General features: G+C 74.5%; 17 protein-coding genes and 1 tRNA gene. 13 read left to right on the top strand and 5 right to left on the bottom strand.

Annotation, left to right across the window (positions count from 1 at the left end):
- Positions 1–49: 49 nt before the first annotated feature.
- Positions 50–1,471 carry an AAA family ATPase gene (locus VM242_11120; GenBank protein HVM05713.1) on the bottom strand — a complete coding sequence of 474 codons (1,422 nt, stop codon included), beginning with the start codon at positions 1,469–1,471 and terminating at the stop codon, positions 50–52.
- A 63-nt stretch (positions 1,472–1,534) separates the two neighbouring features.
- Here VM242_11120 and VM242_11115 point away from each other — a divergent pair, with 63 nt between their 5' ends.
- Genes VM242_11115 through VM242_11100 form a run of 4 tightly spaced genes read left to right on the top strand, consistent with a single transcriptional unit; the run spans position 1,535 to position 5,708 of the window.
- Positions 1,535–2,785, top strand: coding sequence for a glutamate-5-semialdehyde dehydrogenase (locus tag VM242_11115; protein ID HVM05712.1), 1,251 nt, complete (start codon positions 1,535–1,537; stop codon positions 2,783–2,785).
- Complete coding sequence (locus VM242_11110; protein ID HVM05711.1) at positions 2,782–3,675, top strand: MoxR family ATPase; 894 nt, start codon at positions 2,782–2,784, stop codon at positions 3,673–3,675. The genes VM242_11115 and VM242_11110 overlap by 4 nt, the downstream gene beginning before the upstream one ends.
- Before the next feature lie 6 nt (positions 3,676–3,681).
- Positions 3,682–5,064 carry a VWA domain-containing protein gene (locus VM242_11105; GenBank protein HVM05710.1) on the top strand — a complete coding sequence of 461 codons (1,383 nt, stop codon included), beginning with the start codon at positions 3,682–3,684 and terminating at the stop codon, positions 5,062–5,064.
- The gene (locus tag VM242_11100; protein HVM05709.1) at positions 5,061–5,708 is read left to right on the top strand and encodes a histidine phosphatase family protein; all 648 of its coding nucleotides are present in this window, start codon (positions 5,061–5,063) and stop codon (positions 5,706–5,708) included. The genes VM242_11105 and VM242_11100 overlap by 4 nt, the downstream gene beginning before the upstream one ends.
- Before the next feature lie 246 nt (positions 5,709–5,954).
- Here the strand turns inward: VM242_11100 and VM242_11095 are convergent, their stop codons facing one another.
- On the bottom strand, positions 5,955–7,295 hold the full coding sequence (locus VM242_11095) for a 3-deoxy-7-phosphoheptulonate synthase class II (protein HVM05708.1): 1,341 nt from the start codon (positions 7,293–7,295) through the stop codon (positions 5,955–5,957).
- Between the two features lie 41 nt (positions 7,296–7,336).
- Here VM242_11095 and VM242_11090 point away from each other — a divergent pair, with 41 nt between their 5' ends.
- Entirely contained in the window at positions 7,337–8,272 is a 936-nt protein-coding gene (locus VM242_11090; protein ID HVM05707.1) for a TIGR03621 family F420-dependent LLM class oxidoreductase, read from the top strand.
- A 66-nt stretch (positions 8,273–8,338) separates the two neighbouring features.
- Here VM242_11090 and VM242_11085 read toward each other — a convergent pair whose 3' ends face one another.
- A complete protein-coding gene (locus VM242_11085) occupies positions 8,339–9,487 on the bottom strand; it encodes a serine hydrolase domain-containing protein (protein ID HVM05706.1) in 1,149 nt (382 codons plus the stop codon).
- 44 nt (positions 9,488–9,531) lie between these two features.
- Between VM242_11085 and nadD the strand changes: the two genes are divergently transcribed.
- The 7 genes from nadD to VM242_11050 all read left to right on the top strand — a co-directional run bounded on the left by nadD (position 9,532) and on the right by VM242_11050 (position 16,063).
- A complete protein-coding gene (nadD, locus tag VM242_11080) occupies positions 9,532–10,143 on the top strand; it encodes a nicotinate-nucleotide adenylyltransferase (GenBank protein HVM05705.1) in 612 nt (203 codons plus the stop codon).
- 3 nt (positions 10,144–10,146) lie between these two features.
- Positions 10,147–11,367, top strand: coding sequence for a LytR C-terminal domain-containing protein (locus VM242_11075; protein ID HVM05704.1), 1,221 nt, complete (start codon positions 10,147–10,149; stop codon positions 11,365–11,367).
- Complete coding sequence (rsfS, locus tag VM242_11070) at positions 11,364–11,741, top strand: ribosome silencing factor (GenBank protein HVM05703.1); 378 nt, start codon at positions 11,364–11,366, stop codon at positions 11,739–11,741. Before VM242_11075 ends, rsfS begins: the two co-directional genes overlap by 4 nt.
- 42 nt (positions 11,742–11,783) lie before the next feature.
- Positions 11,784–11,856 (top strand) — tRNA-Ala (locus tag VM242_11065).
- Positions 11,857–11,962: 106 nt separating this feature from the next.
- The gene (leuS, locus tag VM242_11060) at positions 11,963–14,380 is read left to right on the top strand and encodes a leucine--tRNA ligase (protein ID HVM05702.1); all 2,418 of its coding nucleotides are present in this window, start codon (positions 11,963–11,965) and stop codon (positions 14,378–14,380) included.
- A 169-nt stretch (positions 14,381–14,549) separates the two neighbouring features.
- Positions 14,550–15,176 carry a hypothetical protein gene (locus VM242_11055; protein HVM05701.1) on the top strand — a complete coding sequence of 209 codons (627 nt, stop codon included), beginning with the start codon at positions 14,550–14,552 and terminating at the stop codon, positions 15,174–15,176.
- Complete coding sequence (locus VM242_11050; GenBank protein HVM05700.1) at positions 15,173–16,063, top strand: LCP family protein; 891 nt, start codon at positions 15,173–15,175, stop codon at positions 16,061–16,063. The genes VM242_11055 and VM242_11050 overlap by 4 nt, the downstream gene beginning before the upstream one ends.
- Before the next feature lie 179 nt (positions 16,064–16,242).
- Here VM242_11050 and VM242_11045 read toward each other — a convergent pair whose 3' ends face one another.
- A complete protein-coding gene (locus VM242_11045; GenBank protein HVM05699.1) occupies positions 16,243–17,784 on the bottom strand; it encodes an EAL domain-containing response regulator in 1,542 nt (513 codons plus the stop codon).
- A 115-nt stretch (positions 17,785–17,899) separates the two neighbouring features.
- Positions 17,900–18,778: a PAC2 family protein gene (locus tag VM242_11040; GenBank protein HVM05698.1), complete on the bottom strand. Its 879-nt coding sequence runs from the start codon at positions 18,776–18,778 to the stop codon at positions 17,900–17,902.
- A 23-nt stretch (positions 18,779–18,801) separates the two neighbouring features.
- On the opposite strand from VM242_11040, the gene trxA reads away from it, so the two are divergent.
- Entirely contained in the window at positions 18,802–19,497 is a 696-nt protein-coding gene (gene trxA, locus VM242_11035; protein ID HVM05697.1) for a thioredoxin, read from the top strand.
- Positions 19,498–19,728 lie beyond the last annotated feature (231 nt).

Here is a 19,728-nt window from a genome sequence, read left to right as displayed (position 1 = left end):
TCTGTGGACGCAAATCGCCGCATACCGGTGCGGAACGTCCACAGAACGGTCAGGGAGTGCCGGGCAGGGACCCGACGTCCGCTGGTGTGAGGGACATGAGCTGCTCGTCGGTGGGGTCGGTGACGGCCACGACCCGGCTGGCCTGGCGGGCCACGGACGCCTCGAACAGGTTGCGGGCCAGGCGGGCGTTGCCGAAGCCCTTCTCCCGGGGCTGGGCCTCGAACCACCGCCGGAGGTGCTCGACGGCCTCCGGGGTGCACCGGTACGCCGACCTGTCGGCCATGGAGACGAAGATGGCGACCAGCTCGTCGGTGGAGTAGTCGGGGAAGGCGATGGTCTTGGGGAACCGCGACCGCAGTCCGGGGTTCGACTCCACGAAGTCGCCCATCTCGTCGGGGTAGCCGGCGGCGATCACGACCAGGTCGTCCCGGTGGTCCTCGACGAGCTTGACCAGGGTGTCGATGGCCTCCTGTCCGAAGTCCCGCTCGTCGCCCCGGGCCAGGGCGTACGCCTCGTCCACCAGCAGCACGCCGCCCAGGGAACCCTCCACGACCTTGCGGACCTGGATGGCCGTCTGGCCCACGAAGCCGGCCACCAGCTGCGAGCGGTCGGTCTCCACCAGGTGGCCCTTTTCGACCACGCCGAGGGTGCGGTAGATCTGGGCCAGGAGGCGGGCGACCGTCGTCTTCCCGGTGCCCGGGTTGCCGGTGAAGATCAGGTGGCGGCTGGAGTCGGCCACGGGCAGGTTCCTCTTCCGGCGCAGGTTCTGGACCTGGATGAGGTTGGTGACCAGGCGGACCTCGGCCTTCACCGGCGCCAGGCCCACCAGGCCGTCCAGCTCCTCCAGGAGCTCCTCCAGGGGCCGTGCCGGCCCGGCCGGCCCGGCCGGCCCGGCCGGCGGTGGCCCGGCGGCGCCCGCCGGCCCTGCCGGTTGCCGCCCCGCCGGCGCCCCGGCGGCGCGGGAGGCGCCGGGATGGGGGACGGACCAGCTCTCCATGCGGCGCAGGAGCATGGAGCGGAACCGGTCGACCGCCTCCAGCTCCAGCCGGGACGGGTGGGCGTCGAGGGCGCACACGGCGTGGGCCACGGCCATGGCGTCCTCGTAGTAGCGCCAGGAGTGGCGGCTGCCGGTGCGGTGGTCGAGGGCGACGAGGATCTCGAACAGCGTGGACGGCTCCTCCAGCCATTCCCGGCGGTCCACCAGGAGCCCGGCCCTTCGCACCTCGGCCGGCTTGGCGTACTGGAGCAGGGTGTCGAAGTGGGGGCCGAAGGCGGTGACGTAGGCCCACACCTCCTCGTCGGTGTGCAGCCCGTCGGCGTCGATGAAGGCAGCGGTGAGGTTGGACGCCTCGACGGCGACGTCCACCGGCGCCCGGCTGCTGCGCATGCGCGCCTCGTCGGCGATGGCGGCCAGCACGGGCGCGAGGTCGCCGACGAACCGCTCGACGCTGTCGGTGAGGGGGCCCGCCACGCCCGCAGTCTGCCTCCGGGAAACGGGTCGGGGAGCGGAGGGGCGGCGCCTAACCTTTGGCCCGTGAGCGCAACCGCAGAGCTGGCCGAGCTGGGGCGGCGGGCCCAGTCGGCGTCGCGGGCCCTGGCCCGGGCGTCCACCGCCGCCAAGGACGCCGCCCTGCACGCCGCCGCCGACCTCCTCGTCGAGCGGGCGGACGACGTGCTGGCGGCCAACGAGGAGGACGTGGCCCGGGCCGAGGCCTCGGGCGTCACCGCCGCCGTGGTCGACCGCCTGCGCCTCGACAGTGCCCGGGTCGAGGCCATGGCGGGCGGGCTCCGCCAGGTCGCCGGCCTCGCCGACCCGGTGGGCGAGGTGGTGGACGGGTGGACGCGGCCCAACGGCCTGCGCATCCAGCGGGTGCGGGTGCCCCTCGGGGTGGTCGGGATCATCTACGAGAACCGGCCCAACGTCACCAGCGACGCGGCCGCCCTGTGCCTCAAGTCGGGGAACGCGGCGTTCCTGCGGGGGTCGTCGGGTGCCATCCGGTCGAACACCGCCATCGCCGCCGTCCTGCGCGAGGGGTTCGCCAAGGCGGGCCTTCCCGGGGACGCCCTCGTTCTGGTGGAGGACACCAGCCGGGAGTCGGCCGTGGAGTTCATGCGGCTGCGGGGGCTCATCGACTGCCTCGTCCCCCGGGGCGGCCCGTCCCTGATCGCCGCCGTCCTGGAGCACGCCACGGTGCCGTACGTCGTCGACGGGGACGGCAACTGCCACGTCTACGTCGACGCGGCCGCCGACCTCGACATGGCGCTCGCCATCGTCGTCAACGCCAAGACGCAGCGGCCGTCGGTGTGCAACGCGGCCGAGTCGCTGGTCGTCCATCGGGCGGTGGCCGAGGCGTTCCTGCCCCGGGCGGCGGCCGCCCTCGACGGGGTGGAGCTGGTGGGCGACGAAGGGGCGCGGGCCCTCGTCCCGTCCATGGGCGAGGCGACCGACGAGGACTTCGCCAGGGAGTTCCTGGACCTGAAGATGTCGGTCGCCGTGGTGGCCGACCTCGACGCCGCCATCGAGCACGTGCGGCGGTTCGGGTCGGGCCACACCGAGGCCATCGTCACCGGCGACCTGGCCGCCGCCCGCCGGTTCACCGCCGAGGTCGACGCCGCCGCCGTGGTGGTCAACGCGTCCACCCGCTTCACCGACGGCGAGCAGTTCGGGTTCGGCGCCGAGATCGGCATCAGCACCCAGAAGCTCCACGCCCGGGGCCCGATGGGCCTGCGCGAGCTCACCACCGTGAAGTACGTGGTGGAGGGCGACGGCCAGGTCCGCCGTTGACGATCGCGGGGGGCGAGCCGCGGTTCGCGTCGGTCGAGGCCGTCCGCCGGTCGCTGGCGGGCGTGGGGTACCTGGCCGACACCGGCATCGCCGGCGTCGTCCACCTGGCCGACCGCCTGGGCAAGCCCGTCCTCGTGGAGGGCCCGGCCGGAACGGGCAAGACCCAGCTGGCCAAGTCGGTGGCGGAGACGACGGGCGCCCGGCTCATCCGCCTCCAGTGCTACGAGGGCCTCGACGAGGCCAAGGCGCTCTACGAGTGGAACTACCGCAAGCAGCTCCTGCGGATCCAGGCCCAGCGGGTGGCCGAGGAGGGCGGCGTGGGCTGGGAGGCGCTGGAGGAGGACATCTTCAGCGAGGCGTTCCTGCTCCCGCGCCCGCTGCTGGAGGCGATCCGGGCCGAGGACCCGGTGGTGCTCCTCGTCGACGAGGTCGACCGCCTCGAGGTGGAGACGGAGGCGCTGCTGCTGGAGGTGCTGTCCGACTACCAGGTGTCGATCCCGGAGCTGGGCACGGTCACCGCCACCCAGGTGCCGCTGGTGTTCCTCACGTCCAACAACACCCGGGAGCTGTCCGAGGCCCTCAAGCGGCGCTGCCTCTACCTCCACGTCGACTACCCGGACGTGGAGCGGGAGAAGGCCATCGTGCTCGCCAAGGTCCCGGGGGTCGACGAGCACCTGGCCGACCAGGTCGCCCGCATCGTGCGGTCCATCCGCAAGCTGGACCTCAAGAAGGCGCCGTCGGTGTCGGAGACGCTGGACTGGGCGGCGACCCTCGTGCTGCTGAACGTGTCGACGGTGGGCGCCGAGCAGGTGCGGGAGACGCTCCACCTGCTCCTCAAGTACCAGTCCGACCTGGCCAAGGCGCAGCGCCACTTCCCGGTCCAGGCCTGAGCGACCGTGCTGGACATCCTCGGCGGGTTCGTGCGGGAGCTGCGGGCGGCCGGGCTGCCCGTGAGCCTGACCGAGGACCTCGACGCCGTCCAGGCGCTGTGCCACGTGCCCATCGAGGACCGGGAGGCGTTCAAGTCCGCCCTGGCCGCCACCCTGGTGAAGTCGCCGGGGCACCGGCGGGCGTTCGAGACGGTGTTCGACGTGTACTTCTCGGCGGGGGCGGGCGTGCTGGCGGCGGGCGCCGCGTCGGCCGATGCGGGGGCGGCTGGCGAGGCCGGCGACGCCGGCCTCTCGGCGGACGGCGACGACGACCTGGCCGCCCTCGTCGAGGCCGCCCTGCGGGAGGGCGACGAGGAGGCGCTGCGGGCCCTGGCGGCCCGGGCCGTCACCCGCTCGTCGGGCATGGCCACCGGCCGTCCCGCCGGCGGCACCTACTACCTGTACCGGACCCTGCGCAGCCTCGACCTGGACGGGGCGCTGGAGCGCCTCGTGGCGGGCGAGGGGCCACGATCGCCGCTCGACGAGCGGCTGGCGCGCGACGAGTACGAGGTCCGGCTCGACCGGTTCCGGACCGAGGTGGAGGCGGAGATCCGCCGGCGGCTGGTCGCCGACCGCGGTGCCGACGCCCTGGCCCGCACCCTCCGCCGGCCGCTGCCCGAGGACCTCGACTTCATGCACGCCTCCCGGGAGGAGCTGGCGGCGCTGCGCCGGGCCCTCCAGCCCGTCGCCCGCCGGTTGGCCGTGCGCCTGGCCCGCCGCCGGCGCCACCGCCGCCGGGGCCCCCTCGACTTCCGCAGCACCGTCCGCCACTCGATGTCGTACGGCGGCGTCCCCGCCGAGCCCCGCTTCCGCCGGCCCCACCCGGCCAAGCCGGAGATCTGGGTGATCGCCGACGTCTCGGGGTCGGTGGCGGCCTTTGCCCGGTTCACCCTGCACTTCGTCCACGCCATCTCGTCGGAGTTCTCCCGGGTGCGCAGCTTCGTGTTCATCGACGGCGTGGACGAGGTCACCCACCTGTTCGAGGGGACGGAGGACATCTCCGAGGCGGTGGAGCGGGTGAACGCCGAAGCCGACGTGGTGTGGCTCGACGGCCACTCCGACTACGGCCACGCCCTGGGCGCCTTCTGGAACCGGTGGGGCGACGAGATCGGGCCCCGGACCACCGTCATCATCTTGGGCGACGCCCGGAACAACTACCACGCCGCCGAGGCGCAGGTGGTGGGAGCCGTGGCGAAGAAGGCTCGCCACGTGTACTGGCTGAACCCGGAGCCCCGCTCCTACTGGGACACCGGCGACTCCATCGTCAGCGAGTACGCCCGGTTCTGCGACGGCGCCTTCGAGTGCCGCAACCTCACGCAGCTGGAGCGCTTCGTGGAGCACCTGGGATGACGGACGACCGCCCGACCCGCCTCGTCCTCGTCCGCCACGGCGAGGCCCAGTGCCACGTCGACCAGGTCGTGGGCGGCATGAAGGGCTGCACCGGGCTGTCGGGCCTGGGACGCCGCCAGGCCGAGGCGCTGCGCCAGCGGCTGGAGCGGACGGGCGAGCTCGCCGACGCCGGCGTGCTCTACGCCAGCACGCTGCCCCGGGCCATCGAGACGGCGGAGGCCATCGCCGGCGTGGTCGGCGCCTCGACGATCGAGCAGGACGAGGACCTGTGCGAGCTCCACCCGGGTGATGCGGACGGGATCACGTGGGAGGAGTTCCGGGCCCGCTACGCCTGGCCGTCGAGCTCGGCCGACCTCTATCGCCCGATGGCCCCGGGCGCCGAGACGCTGGCCGCCCTGTGGGTGCGGGTCGCCTGCGTCCTGCTGCGGCTTGCCACCGAGCACGAGGGCCGGACGGTCGTGATCGCCTGCCATGGCGGCGTCATCGAGGGCTCGCTGCGAGCCCTGGCCGAGATGCCCCTCGCTCCTCGGTTCAAGACCAGGATCGACAACACGTCGATCACCGAGTGGGAGCGACCGGCGTCCGACGACCCCCACCGGCGCTGGACCCTCGTGCGCTTCAACGACCACGCCCATCTGTTGTAGTCGCCGTCGCAAGCGGAGCTTGCTCGGCGAGCTCGATCGTGCTCCGAACGGCCGGCGGAGCCGGCCGTTCTCCGCTCGTCCCTCTTTGGCCGGCAGCCGGTGGGGCCGCCTGCGGCGGCGGGAGCGCCCCCGGGGCCGGGCCAGCGCCCCCGGGGCCGGGCCAGCGCTGATCCGTTCTCTGGACGGGAAACACCGCGGTCCGGCGCATTCCGTCCAGAGAACGGCCGGGCGCCGGTCCGGCGGTCCTCAGGCTCGGAGGAGCTCGGCGACGCGGAAGGCGAGGTCGAGGGACTGGCGGCCGTTGAGGCGGGGGTCGCAGGCACTGGTGTAGCGGAGGTCGAGGTCGGAGACCTCCTCGGCGCCGCCCAGGCACTCGGTGACGTCGTCGCCGGTGAGCTCCACGTGCATGCCGCCCGGCCAGACGCCCTCGGCGCGGCAGGTCCCGAAGAACATCTCGATCTCGGCCATGACGTCGTCGAAGTGCCGGGTCTTGCGGCCGCCCGGCGCCACGAAGGTGTTCCCGTGCATGGGGTCGCACGCCCACACCACGGGCCAGCCGCCGTCGCGCACGGCCCGCAGCAGCGGCGGCAGCGACCCGGCCAGGCGGGCGGCGCCCATGCGGGAGATGAGGGTGAGCCGGCCCGGCGTGCGGTGGGGGTCGAGCCGCTCGCACAGCGCGCGCACGCCGTCCGCCGTGGCCGTGGGGCCGAGCTTGCACCCGATGGGGTTGCGGACGCCGGCCAAGAACTCGACGTGCGCCCCGTCCGGCTCCCGCGTCCGGTCGCCCACCCACAGCATGTGGGCCGAGCAGTCGTACCAGTCGCCCGTCAGCGAGTCGAGGCGGGTCAGCGCCTCCTCGTAGACGAGCAGCAGGGCCTCGTGCGAGGTGTAGAAGTCGACCTCGCGCAGCTGGGGCTGGGTGTCGCCGACGACGCCGCACGCCCGCATGAAGCGCATGGCCCGGTCGATCTCGGAGGCGATGGCCTCGTAGCGGCGGCCCTCGTTGCTGCTGGCCACGAACTGCTGGTTCCACACGTGCACCTGGCTGAGGTCGGCGAAGCCGCCCTTGGTGAACGCGCGGAGCAGGTTGAGCGTGGCGGCCGACTGGTGGTAGGCGCCGATGAGGCGCTGGGGGTCGGCCACGCGCGCGGCGGCGTCGGGGGCGTCGTCGTTGACGATGTGCCCGCGGAACGACGGCAGCTCGAGGTCGCCGACCAGCTCGGTGGGCGACGACCGGGGCTTGGCGAACTGGCCGGCGATGCGGCCCACCTTCACCACCGGGACTCCGGAGCCGTAGGTGAGCACGACCGCCATCTGGAGGATGACCTTGAGCTTGTCGCGGATCGAGTCGGCCGAGAAGTCCCCGAAGGACTCGGCGCAGTCGCCGGCCTGGAGCAGGAACGCCCGCCCGCCGGCCACGTCCGCCAGCGAGCAGGTGAGCTGGCGCGCCTCGCCGGCGAAGACCAGCGGCGGGAGGCCGGCCAGCTGCTTGAGGGCGCGGTCGAGGGCGGCCTCGTCGGGCCAGTCCGGCTGCTGGGCCGCCGGCCGGTCGCGCCAGCTGGTCGGCGTCCACGCCCTCGCTTCCATCGTCATCAGCCTAAGGGCTCCTCGCGCCGTAGGGTGCGGTGATGGGCGTGCGGCCGTTCCGGTTCGGCGTGCAGCTGGCGGCGGCGACCGACGCCAAGGCGTGGGCCGACCAGGCCCGGGCGGCCGAGGACCTCGGGTACTCGACGATCCTCATGCCCGACCACTTCGGCGACCAGTGGGGCCCGCTGGTGGGCCTCACGGCGGCGGCGACGGCCACCACGTCCATCCGGATCGGGTCGCTGGTGTTCGCCAACGACTACCGCCATCCCGCCGTCCTGGCCCGGGAGGCGGCCACGCTCGACGTGGTGAGCGAGGGCCGGCTGGAGCTGGGCATGGGTGCCGGGTGGCTGCGCAGCGACTACGACGAGCTCGGCCTGCCCCACGACCGGCCGGGCGTGCGGGTCGAGCGCCTGGGCGAGGCGGTGCGGGTGGTCAAGGCGCTGTGGGCCGGCGGCGAGGTCACGTTCTCCGGGGCCCACTACCGGCTCGACGGGGCCCGCTGCCTGCCCCGGCCCGTGCAGCGGCCCCACCCTCCGGTGGTGGTGGCAGGGGGCGGCCGTCGCGTCCTCGGCGTGGCGGCCCGGGAGGCCGACATCGTGGGGTTCAACACCAGCCTGGCCGCCGGGGAGCGGGGGCCGGAGACGGCGCGGGCCGCCCTCGTCGAGCACTTCCGGGAGCGGGTGGCTTGGGTTCGAGAGGCGGCGGGGGAGCGCTTCGACGACCTGGAGCTCCAGTGCTACACGGCGTTCTGCCTGGTCGGCGTCGACCCCCAGGCCACCGCCGCCTTCATGGCTCCCCGCTTCGGCGTCACCGCCGAGCAGGCGCTGGAGGTGCCCATCGTGCTCGTGGGCAGCGTCGACCAGATCTGCGACACCCTGGAGCGGCGCCGGGCGGAGCTCGGCTTCAGCTACTGGTCGGTCCCGGGCGACGCCCTCCACGCCTTCGCCCCCGTGGTGGCCCGCCTCACCGGTCGTTAGCGCTTCTCGCACCAGGAATCGACCGCTGGTGGTCGATTCCTGGTGCGAGAACGGGGCGGCGGGAGCTCAGGCGCCGAGGACGGACCGCACGGCGGCCTCCACCACCGAGCGGCCGCGGGCGTCACCGAGGAGGTCGAGCTCCAGGCGGTCGAGGGTGACGGCGACGGCCAGCTCGGAGCGGGGCTCGGCCATGGCGACCGACCCGCCCAGCCCCGCGTGCCCGAAGGCGCCGTCGCCGCCGTCGGGGTCCAGGGCGGCGAAGCCCATGAAACCCAGTCGCCACCGCACCGGGGTGAGGAGGATGAGGTCGGGCCGGGTGTTCTGGACCTCGGTGGCGGCCGCGATGGTGCCCGGCTCGAGCAGGCGCACGCCGTCGAGCTGGCCGCCCCGCTCCAGCGCCGCGTACACGGCGGCGAGCGAGCGGGCGGTGAACGCGCCGGTGATGGCCGGCACGCACGCCGCCCGGCCCCGCTCGCTGTTGACGAAGGCGATCATGTCGCCCTTGGGGGCGACGGCCCGCAGGATCAGCGAGTCGGCCGGCAGCAGTTGCTCGAGCGACGGCATGGACAGGTAGACGGGGTTCCAGAACACCGGGGCCAGGCGGTGCTGCTGGTCGGGTGGTGTGCCCAGGAAGCAGCCGTCGAGGCCGAGCGGCCCGGCGATCTCCTCGGCCACGAACCGCTCGAGTGCGCGGCCGTCCACCCGCCGCACCAGCTCGCCCGCCAACCAGCCCCACGTGAGGGCGTGGTAGCCGTTGGCCGTCCCCGGCTCCCACTCGGGCGACAGCCCCTCGACGGCGGCGACCATGGTGTCCCAGTCGGCCAGCGTCTCGACGCCGGGGATGGCGTCGCGGATGTGGGGGACGCCCGCCTCGTGGCACAGGGCGTGGCGGATGGTGATGCCGTCCTTGCCGTGCCGCCCGAACTCCGGCCAGACGGAGGCGACCGGCGTGTCGTACCCGAGGCCGGCCCGCTCCAGAGCCATGTGGACCGCCGTGGACACCGGCCCCTTGGTCGTGGAGAACGACACCGCCAGCGTGTCCTCACGGAAGGCGCCGCCCCACAGGTCGACCACGGGGACGCCCCGGTGGCGGACGGCGACGGCGACGCCGTGGTGGGCGCCGGCGGCCAGCGGCTCGGCGACGGCGCGGGCGACGGCCGCGAACCGGGCGTCGCACCATCCGTCGAGCCCCTCGGGCAGCCGGGCGTCGGGCACGGGAGGGGACGGTACCGCCGCCGAGGCCGCCGTAGGCTTCGTCTGTGCCTGGCGCGGTCGGCGGGAGCGGGAGGCCGCCGCGGATCGGCATCCTGGGCGGCACGTTCGACCCCGTCCACGTCGGCCACCTGTCGGCCGCCGTCGAGGTGCGGGCTGCCCTCGCCCTCGACCGCATGCTGCTCGTGGTCGCCAACGTGCCGTGGCAGAAGGTGGCGTCCCGGGCCGTCACGCCGGCCGAGGACCGCTTCGCCGTGGTCGCGGCGGCGGCGTCCGAGGTCGACGGCCTGGAGGCGAGCCGGCTGGAGATCGACCGCGGGGGGCCGTCGTACATGGCCGACACCGCCGCCGAGCTGGCGGCCCTCCACCCGGGCGCCGGGCTCCACCTGGTGGTGGGCGGCGACATCGCCGGCGAGCTGGGGACGTGGGTGCGCGGTGAGGAGCTGTGCGCGGCCGTGTCCCTCGTGGTCGTGTCCCGCCCCGGCGCGGCGGCCGTCCTGCCTCCACCGCCGTGGCGGTCGACGGCGGTCACCATCCCGGCGCTCGACGTGTCGAGCAGCGATCTGCGGGCCCGGGCGGCCGCCGGGCGCCCGCTCGACGTGCTCGTCCCGCCCGCCGCCCTACGCGAGATCCGGCGGCGCGGTCTGTATCTTGGTTGAAGGATGAACAGCGGCAGGACGGACACGGTCGGCCCGGCGCCCGGTCCGTTCCCGCTCGATCCGATCCCCCTCCCGGAGACGCGCCGCGGCGGGCGGGCCGAGCGCCGCCGCCAGCGCCGCCGGCGCCGCCGGGTCCGCAACGTCGCCGTCGCCACCGTGGTGGTGCTCGTCGTCGGCGTCGCCGCCGCCCTCCTGCGCTCCGGCGCCGACAGGGGCGGTGGGGACGACGGCGACGGCCCGGGCGGCACCGCCGCCGCCGCCCCCCCCGCCGTGCTGCTGGCCCAGCAGGAGGCCTCGGGCCGGGCGTCGTCGCTGACCGTGCTCGTGCCCCGGCCGGGCGGAGGGGGGACGCTGATCCTCCTGCCGCCCGGGACCATGACCGAGGTCGTCTCGCTCGGCCTCGAGCCGGTGGCCCGATCGTTGGAGCTGGGCGGCCCGGCCCGCCTGAAGTCGACCGTCGAGAACCTGCTCGGCGCAGTGCTGGGCGACACCGTGCTGTTGGACGACGGCTCGTTGGCGGCCGTCATGCAGCCCGTCGGGCCGGTAACCGTCACTGTGCCCGAGCGGGTGGAGCAGGTGGAGCCGACGGGCCGGGTGCAGGTGCTCTACGAGGCGGGGCCGGTCGCGGTGGCGCCCGCCGACGTGCCCGCCTTCCTGGCCGCCAAGGGCCGGGGCAGCGACCTGTCCCGCCTGGCCCGCCACCAGGCGTTCTTCGACGCCTGGCTGGGCGCCGTCCGGGCCCGGCCCGACACCGCGCCCACCAGCCCGCCCGGGCTGGCCCGGGCCTTCGACGCCCTGGCCGCCGGCGAGGTGCGGACCCGCATCCTGCCCGTCGAGGCCTTCGGGACGGGCGCCGCCGAGGGGGAGCTGTACCGGGTGCGGACCGAGGAGAAGCAGCGCATGGTCGCCGAGGCGTTCCCCGCCGACGCCCTGCCCGGCGGGTCCGAGCGCCCGCGCATCCAGATCCTCAACGGGACGGGCGCGGTGGGCCTGGCCGAGGCCGTGCGGGCCAGGCTGGGAGCCGGCTTCGACGTCCGCCTCACCGGCAACGCCTCCACCTTCGACAAGCCCCAGACCGAGATCGTCTTCTACGACCGCGACGAGGAGTCGGCGGCGCAGCGCGTCCGCGACGCCCTCGGAGTGGGACAATTGGTCTTCAGCCGCAATGCCATCGACGTCGTCGACGTGACGGTCATCGTCGGAAAGGACTTCCCCACCGCGTGACTCCCGAGGACATCCGCCAGCAGACCGTCGTGGCCGCCAGGGCGGCACTGGCCAAGAAGGGCGAGGACCCGGTGATCCTGGAGGTGGGGGCGGTGCTGGCCATCACCGACGCCTTCGTCATCACCAGCGGGACGAACCCCCGCCAGGTCCGCACCATCGCCGAGGAGGTCGAGCTCCGGGTGGCGGAGGAGTGCGGTCCCAAGCCGCTCCGCGTCGAGGGGCTCGACGACGCCCGGTGGGTCCTCCTCGACTACGGCGACTTCGTGGTCCACGTGTTCCTGGACGAGGTGCGCCGCTACTACGACCTCGAGCGCCTGTGGTCCGACGCGCCGCGGGTGGAGTGGGACGAGGAGGCCGCCGCCGCCAGCGGGTAGCCGGGTGGCTCCGCCGGGGGTGCGGTAACGTGAGAGCCCTCCGGGGCTGTAGCTCAATTGGTAGAGCGCAACGATGGCATCGTTGAGGTCAGGGGTTCGATTCCCCTCAGCTCCACTTCCCGACGTGACAGCAGAGCTTGCTCGGCGAGTCGATGGAGCTCCGAGGCCCGGTGGTGCCCGAACTCCGTGGGGCCTTTTGCTCGCGCCGGTACCATCCCGGCATGGGTGAGGGGTACGACCCGCAGACGGTCGAGGCGAAGTGGCAGCGCCGGTGGGACGACGAGGGCACCTACCGGGTGGCCAACGACGACCCCCGGCCGAAGTGGTACGTGCTGTCGATGTACCCGTACCCGAGCGGCCCCGCCCACCAGGGCCACGTGCGCAACTACACCTTCGGCGACCTGAACGTGCGCTGGCGGACCATGCGGGGCCACGCCGTCCTGTCGCCCATGGGCTTCGACAGCTTCGGGCTGCCGGCCGAGAACGCCGCCATCAAGTCGGGGTCGCACCCGCGGCCCTTCACCGACGAGCGCATCGCCGAGCTGAAGGCGTCGATGGTCCGGCTGGGGGCCATGTACGACTGGCGGCGGGAGATCCGCAGCCACGACCCCGAGTACATCCGCTGGAACCAGGTCATCTTCGAGCGGTTCCTGGAGGCGGGCCTGGCCTACCGGGCCAACGCCCCGGTCAACTGGTGCCCCGGCTGCCGGACGGTCCTGGCCAACGAGCAGGTGCTGGCCGACGGGACGTGCGAGCGGTCGGGCGACGTCGTCACCAAGCGGGACCTGGAGCAGTGGTTCTTCCGCATCACGCGCTACGCCGACGAGCTGCTGGACGACCTGGCGGGGCTGGACTGGCCCGAGCGGGTGAAGACCATGCAGCGCAACTGGATCGGCCGCTCCGAGGGCGCCGAGTTCGACCTGGCCGTGGGCGGCCGCCCCGACCTGAAGGTGCGCGTCTTCACCACCCGCCCCGACACCAGCTTCGGCATGACGTACGCCGTGCTGGCCCCCGAGCACCCGCTGGTCGACGACCTGACCACCGACGAGCAGCGGGCGGCGGTCGACGAGTTCCGCGAGCGGGTGCGCCAGGAGTCGGAGATCGAGCGCCTGTCGACCGAGGGGGACGTGGCCAAGCGCGGCGTCTTCACCGGGTCGTCGGTGGTGAACCCCTTCAACGACGAGCCGGTGCCGGTGTACCTGGCCGACTACGTGCTGATGGGCTACGGCACCGGGGCGATCATGGCGGTGCCGGCCGAGGACCAGCGCGACTGGGACTTCGCCACCGTGCACGGCCTGCCCATCGTGCGCACGGTCCAGCCGCCCGAGGGCTGGGACGGCGAGGCGTACACGGGCGACGGCCCCCGGATCAACAGCGAGTGGCTGGACGGCATCACCGACACGGCCACCGCCAAGGCCCGGGCCGTCGAGTGGCTGGAGGAGCGGGGCCTGGGCGAGCGCAAGGTGAACTACCGCCTGCGCGACTGGCTGGTGTCACGCCAGCGCTTCTGGGGCTGCCCCATCCCGATCGTGTACTGCGCCACCGACGGCATGGTCCCCGTCCCCGTCGACCAGCTGCCCGTGGTGGCGCCCGACGACATCGAGCTGGCGCCCACCGGCGAGTCGCCGCTGAGGAAGCACGAGGGCTTCCGCCACACCACCTGCCCGACGTGCGGCGGGCCGGCCGAGCGGGAGACCGACACCATGGACACGTTCGTCGACTCGTCCTGGTACTTCCTGCGCTTCTGCGACCCCTGGGTCGCCGATCGGCCCATCGCCACGGACGCCGCCGAGCGGTGGATGCCGGTGGACCAGTACATCGGCGGGATCGAGCACGCCATCCTCCACCTGATGTACGCCCGCTTCTACACCAGGGCGCTGGCCGACCTGGGCCTGGCGCCGGCCGGGGTGCGCGAGCCGTTCCGGCGCCTGTTCACCCAGGGCATGATCCGCATGGGCGGCACCAAGATGTCGAAGTCCAAGGGCAACCTGGTGGCGCCGGCCAAGTACTTCGACACGGTGGGCGCCGACGCCCTGCGCCTGTACCACCTGTTCGTGGGGCCGCCGGCCGACGACGTGGACTGGACGGAGCAGACCGAGGAGCTGATCGAGGGCTGCTCGCGCTTCTTGAAGCGGGTGTGGCGCATGGCCGGAGGCGACGGGCCCGGCCCGGCCGCCGACCCACTCGCCGTGGACCGGGCCGCCCACCGGCTGATCGCCCGGGTGAGCGACGACTACGAGCGCTGGTCGTACAACACGGCCGTCGCCGCCCTGATGGAGTTCACCAACCTGCTGTACCGCGACGGCACGACCGACTTCGCCGTCGACACCATGCTGCTGCTGATGGCGCCCATGACCCCCCACCTGTCGGCCGAGCTGTGGGAGCGGCGCCGCGGCGGCCACGTGCACGCCGAGCGCTGGCCCGAGGCGGACGCCGCCATGGCCCGCCACGAGACGGTGACCATGGTCGTGCAGGTCAACGGCAAGGTGCGCGATCGCATCGACGTCGCCCCCGACGTGGACGAGGCCGCCGCCGAGGCGCTGGCCCTGGCATCCGAGCGGGTCCGCGAGCAGCTTCAGGGCCGCCCGCCCCGCAAGGTGATCGCCCGCCCGCCCCGCCTCGTCAACGTCGTGGTGTGACCGCACCCGCCGAGCCGCGTCTGGCACCAGGAACCGACACCCCGGTGCCGGTTCCTGGTGCCAGAACGGCGGGGGGCGGCTCGGAGCGGGCGCCGGCGCCGTGACGGCCGCCGCCCCAGAGTGGCCCCGCCTGAGATTGACGTTCGGCGCCGCCTACGATGACGCGGTCGTGCCCGGTTTTTCTCTTTCGGCGGATCGTCCTCGGCGCGCCCGGCGGCTGGCCGCCGCCGCCCTGGTCGTGCTCGCCGCCTGCTCGGGCGGGAGTGACGATGGCGGCGCCGGGACCGGCGGCGGCGCCGGGTCAGACTCGGCGAAGGCGCCCGGGTTCGCCTTCACCATCACGGGGACCGAGGTGCAGTCCATGGCGCCCCAGGCGCCCGCCTTCCCGCCCGAGGTGGCGGCCGAGGTGAAGGCGGGCCTCGACGCCTGGCTCGCCGACGGCCTGATCGAGCCCCTTCGCGACGGCCGGGCACCCGCCGGCCTGGAGCAGTCCTTCACGGCCGGCGCCCTGGCCCGGCTCACGGCGTCGGCGCCCGACCGGTCCGCCGTGCTGGAGGACGGCGTGGCGCTGAAGGGCGACGTGCGCCAGGACCGGGCGAACGCCAAGCTCACCGCCCTCGTCGACCCGGCCGGCGGCGTCCCCCTCGTCACCGCCCAGGTCGACGTCGCCCACACCGTCGACACCGGCGACGGCGACGTGGCCGTGGTGCGCACGGGCGAGTTCGTCCTGGTCGACGACGGCGGCTCGTGGAAGGTCGAAGCGTTCGACATGCGCACGTCGAGGGACTCGGTGTGAGGCGGACGGCGGCGGTGGCGGCCGCCGGCCTGGCGCTGGTCGCCACCGCCCTCACCGTCAGGCCCGACGGCGCCCGCGCCCAGCCCGGGATCGAGATCCACAAGGTCGACGAGGGGCACTTCTCCCCGGTGCCCGACAAGCCGGTCTTCGTGCTCGTCGTCGGCCTCGACGGCGGCCGGCCGGGCATCGACGGCGACCGGGCCGATGCCATCCACCTCATCGGGGTGAACGCGGCGGCGGGCGCCGGCACCATGCTCAACATCCCGCGTGACGCGTTCGTCGCCATCCCCGGCCGCGGCCAGAGCAAGATCAACGACGCCTACTACTACGGCGGCCCCGGCCTCATGGCCGAGACGGTGGAGGCGCTCACCGGCGCCGACGTCGCCTTCGTGCTGGCGGCCCGTTTCGGCCCGTTCGAGAACCTGGTCAACGAGGCGGGTGGCGTCCCGGTGGACGTCCCCATCCCCATGAAGGACAAGAACTCGGGCGCCGACTTCCCCCAGGGGCGGGTGGACATGGACGGGCGGGCGGCGCTGGCCTTCGCCCGCAACCGCTACATCCCGGGCGGCGACTTCCGCCGCAGCGAGCACCAGGGCCTGCTGATCCTGTCCGCCCTCACCAAGCTGCGGGCCGAGAACCCGGGGGCCACGGGGGTCGCCCGCTACCTCGGCATCCTCGGCCGCAATGTCGAGATCACCGGGGTGACGCCGCTCGAGCTGTACCGGTTGGGCCGCCTGGCGCTCACCATCGACCCGGCCAAGGTGCGCAGCGTCACCATGCCGGGCCAGGTCGGCCAGGCCCGGGGCCTCTCCGTGGTGCTGGTCGCCGGCGGCGCCGTCGGGCTGTTCGCCGACCTGCGCGACGACGCCGTCCTCCAGGCCCACTGAGTCGTTCTCCCGGCCGGGGCCCCGACCCCGGCCTCCTCGCCGAGGCGTGGGCCCCAGCCCCGCCCGGCGCCGTGAGTCGTTCTCCCGGCCGGGGCCCCGACCCCGGCCTCCTCGCCGAGGCGTGGGCCCCAGCCCCGCCCGGCGCCGTGAGTCGTTCTCCCGGCCGGGGCCCCGGCGGGTCAGGCGGCGGGCATGGACAGGGGGCGTCCGAAGAGGTAGCCCTGGCCCAGGTCGACGGCGAGCTCGGTGAGCATGCCCCGCTCGTGGTCGGTCTCGATGCCCTCGGCGATGAGGAGGCTGCCCGTGCGCTCGGCGAAGTGGCCGAGGCCGGCGACGAGGGCCTGGCGGGCGGGGTCGCCGTGGATGCCGGTCACCCAGGACTGGTCGAGCTTCACGTAGTCGGGCTCCAGGGCGAGCACGTGGCGCAGGCTGGCGAAGCCCGAACCGGCGTCGTCGACCGACAACCGGGCGGCCGGGCGCAGCTCGTCGAGGGCGTCGGAGAGCTGGCGGTAGTCGCCCACCGGGTCGTGCTCGGTGAGCTCGAGGACGATCTGGACGGTGCAGCGGGCCAGCAGGTTCCGGAGACGGCGGCCGTCGAGGACCAGGGCGGGGGAGACGTTGACGCTCACCCAGCAGCCCGGCGGGAGGCCGGAGGCGGCCCGCAGGGCGGCCGCCAGCGTGGCCGTCTCCAGGTCGATGCCGCGGTCGAGGGCGCTGGCCTCGGCGAAGCGGACCATGGGCGGCGTCCCGTCGGTGAAGCGGGTGAGGGCCTCGAAGCCGATGACCCCGCCGTCCCCGAGGCGCACGATGGGCTGGAACACCGGGGCGAACGCCTGTCGCACCAGCAGGTCGTCGAGCCGGGCCCGGCGGATGTCGGGCTCACCGCGCTCGAGCAGGGCGGGGGTGAGCAGGCCGGACGCCACGGTGGCGAAGTCGATGGCGGTGGCCAGCAGCTGGGCCTCCGCCATGGCGGCGTCGGGCTCGCCGTCGGCGGCGACCAGGCCGAGGGCGCCGAGCGGCTCCGTCCCGGTCCCGAAGGGCGCCCACGCCACCCGGGCCGCGCCGCGCTCGACCCACGGCCCGCCGCGGGCGTGGGCGCGCAGGTCGGCGGAGGCGTCGGCCGACAGGGGGACGCCGGGGCGCAGCGAGTCGGGCGCCGAGCCCTTCACGCTGAGCGGGACGGCCCCGCCCTCCTCGGGGAACAGGACGACGGCGGCGCCGGCCAGCTGGCGCAGCTCGCGGATCTCGTCGCACAGCACCTCGGCGGTACGGGCGGCCGACGCCTCGGGGTGCATGCGGCACAGGGCGGCGGCGATGGCGGACCGCTCGGTCAGGCGCCGCTCCAGGACGTCGGCCCACGCCGCCCGCCCCCGCATCTGGGCCCGGACGCGCGCGACCAGCTCGTCGGGGTGGAACGGCTTGGTGACGTAGTCGTCGGCGCCCTGCTGGAGCCCCTCGACCCGGGCCGAGACGTCGTCCTGGGCGGTGACGATGACCACGGGGAGGGTCCGGGTGCTCTCGTCGGCCCGCAGCCGGGCGAGCACCTGGAGCCCGGACATGCCCGGCATGGAGTTGTCGAGCAGGACCACCGAGTACGGGCGGCGGGCGGCCAGATCGAGCGCCTCGATGCCGCTGGACGCCTCCTCGACCTGGAGCCCAGCCGTGGCCAGCGCCGTGGACAGCACCATGCGGACGGTGTCGTCGTCGTCGACCACCAGCACGGGGTGGGTCCGGTCACCGGGAACCGTCAGGGCCCGCTCCTTCTCGTCCGATCACTGCCATGTTGCCACCGGATGCCCGGAGGAGGCGTTTCGCGCCATTCGGGCAACCGGGTGCTCAGCCGTCGGCGTCGGGCTCGCCCCGCAGGAACCGCTCCAGCTCGGCCACGATCTGGTCGCCGGTGGGGATGTCGGAGGGGTCGAAGGGGGGCGGCGACTCCTCGGCGTCGGCCGCTGCCTCCAGCTGGCGGACCAGCTCGGCGTGCTCGGGGCTGGACGCCATGAGCGAGTCGATGCGGACCGCGGCCCGGGCCGCCGCCTCGTGCAGCTCGGAGACGTCGAGGTCGAGGCCCCCGACGGCGGCCAGGCCGTCCAGCAGGGCGGCGCCGGCCGCCGGGTAGGGCATGTTGGCGGCGTAGTGGGGGACCCGGGCCCACAGCCCCACGGCGGGGATGCCGGCTGCCGCGAACCCCTCCTGGAGGGCGAAGGAGATGCTGGCGGGGACGGTGTGGGTCCCGGGCACGACGCCGACCCGGGCCGCCTCCTCGGCCGACGTGGCCGTGGCCGCCAGCCTGACCGGCCGGGTGTGGGGCGCGGCGAGGGGGAAGGCGCCCAGGGCGACGACCCGGCGGACACCGAGGAGCGTCCCCACCTCGACGACGGCGGCCACGAAGGCCCGCCACGCCAGGTCGGGCTCGGGCCCGACGAGCACGAGGACGTCCCGGCCCGCCCGGTCGGCCATCGACCGCAGCTCGATGGACGGCCACGTCACCGGCTCGGTGACGCCGTCGACGATCTGCACCAGCGGCCGGCGGTCCCGGTAGTCGAGGAAGCGGTCGCCGTCGAACGTGGCCGCCACCTCGCTCGCCTTGCCGTCGAGCAGGTGGCCGATCGCCGCGCCCGCCCCCAGGCCGGCGTCGATGAAGCCCTCCAGCCCGATCACGAGCAGCGGGGCGTCGAAGGTGGCGCCGGAGCGGATCGTGTAGGGCTCGGTCACGGGGCAAACGTAGACTCCCGGGCATGGCCGACGTCACCGATGCCACCTTCGAGCGCGACGTCCTCGAGCGGTCCGCCACCGTCCCGGTGGTCGTCGACCTGTGGGCGGCGTGGTGCGGACCGTGCCGGTCGCTCACCCCCATCCTGGAGAAGGTGATCGCCGAGACCGGCGGCGCCGTGGAGCTCGCCAAGGTCGACATCGACGCCAACCCGAACGTGGCCGCCAGCTTCCAGGTGCAGTCGATCCCCGCCGTCTTCGCCGTCAAGGACGGGCAGGTGGTGGACTCGTTCGTGGGCGCCGTCCCCGAGGCCAGCGTGCGCCAGTTCGTCGCCGGGCTGGCTCCTGCCCCGAGCGAGGCCGACCTGCTGGTGGAGAAGGGCGACGAGGCGTCGTTGCGCGCCGCCCTGGCCCTCGACCCGGCCCACCACGGCGCCGCCGTGGTCCTGGCCGAGCTGCTGGCGGGGCGGGGCGAGGGCCAGGAGGCCCTGGGCCTGCTGGCTCGCGTCCCCGAGACGGCCGAGGTCCGGCGGGTGGCCGCCCTGGCCCGGGTGGGCGCCACCGGGCCCGACGACCCGGCCGCCGAGCTCGACGCCCTCCTGGACCGGGTCAGGGGGGACGACGACGCCCGCCGGCGCTTCCTCGACCTCCTCGAGGTCCTCGGTCCGGACGACCCGCGCACGGCGCAGTACCGCAGGGCGCTGACCACCCGCCTCTTCTAGCGCCGGCGCGGGTGGGCCCGCCGGCCGGGAAGCCCCTGGCCCCGGGCCGGGGCCGGCGGTAGGGTGCGGGCGCCGCTTCCCCCGGTCGACGTCCTCCGTCCCGGGAGTGCCCCGTGCCCGACATGCCGGCGTCCTGGCGGGAGCGGCTGGCCGCCGCCCGCCTCGCCATCCGGTCGCTCGCCCCGACCGCCCGCCCCGCCGCCATCGCCGTCACCGCCGGCGGGGTGGCCG

The sequence above is a fragment of the Acidimicrobiales bacterium genome (genome assembly GCA_035540975.1).
Lineage (GTDB): Bacteria > Actinomycetota > Acidimicrobiia > Acidimicrobiales.
This window is presented reverse-complemented; position numbering and strand designations above follow the sequence as displayed.

Excerpts from the sequence above, each read along its gene's own strand:
- VM242_11075 (HVM05704.1), top strand. The coding sequence starts at position 10,147 with ATGAACAGCGGCAGGACGGACACGGTCGGCCCGGCGCCCGGTCCGTTC.
- trxA (HVM05697.1), top strand. The coding sequence starts at position 18,802 with ATGGCCGACGTCACCGATGCCACCTTCGAGCGCGACGTCCTCGAGCGG.
- VM242_11090 (HVM05707.1), top strand. The coding sequence starts at position 7,337 with ATGGGCGTGCGGCCGTTCCGGTTCGGCGTGCAGCTGGCGGCGGCGACC.
- leuS (HVM05702.1), top strand. The coding sequence starts at position 11,963 with ATGGGTGAGGGGTACGACCCGCAGACGGTCGAGGCGAAGTGGCAGCGC.
- VM242_11100 (HVM05709.1), top strand. The coding sequence starts at position 5,061 with ATGACGGACGACCGCCCGACCCGCCTCGTCCTCGTCCGCCACGGCGAG.
- VM242_11095 (HVM05708.1), bottom strand. The coding sequence starts at position 7,295 with ATGGAAGCGAGGGCGTGGACGCCGACCAGCTGGCGCGACCGGCCGGCG.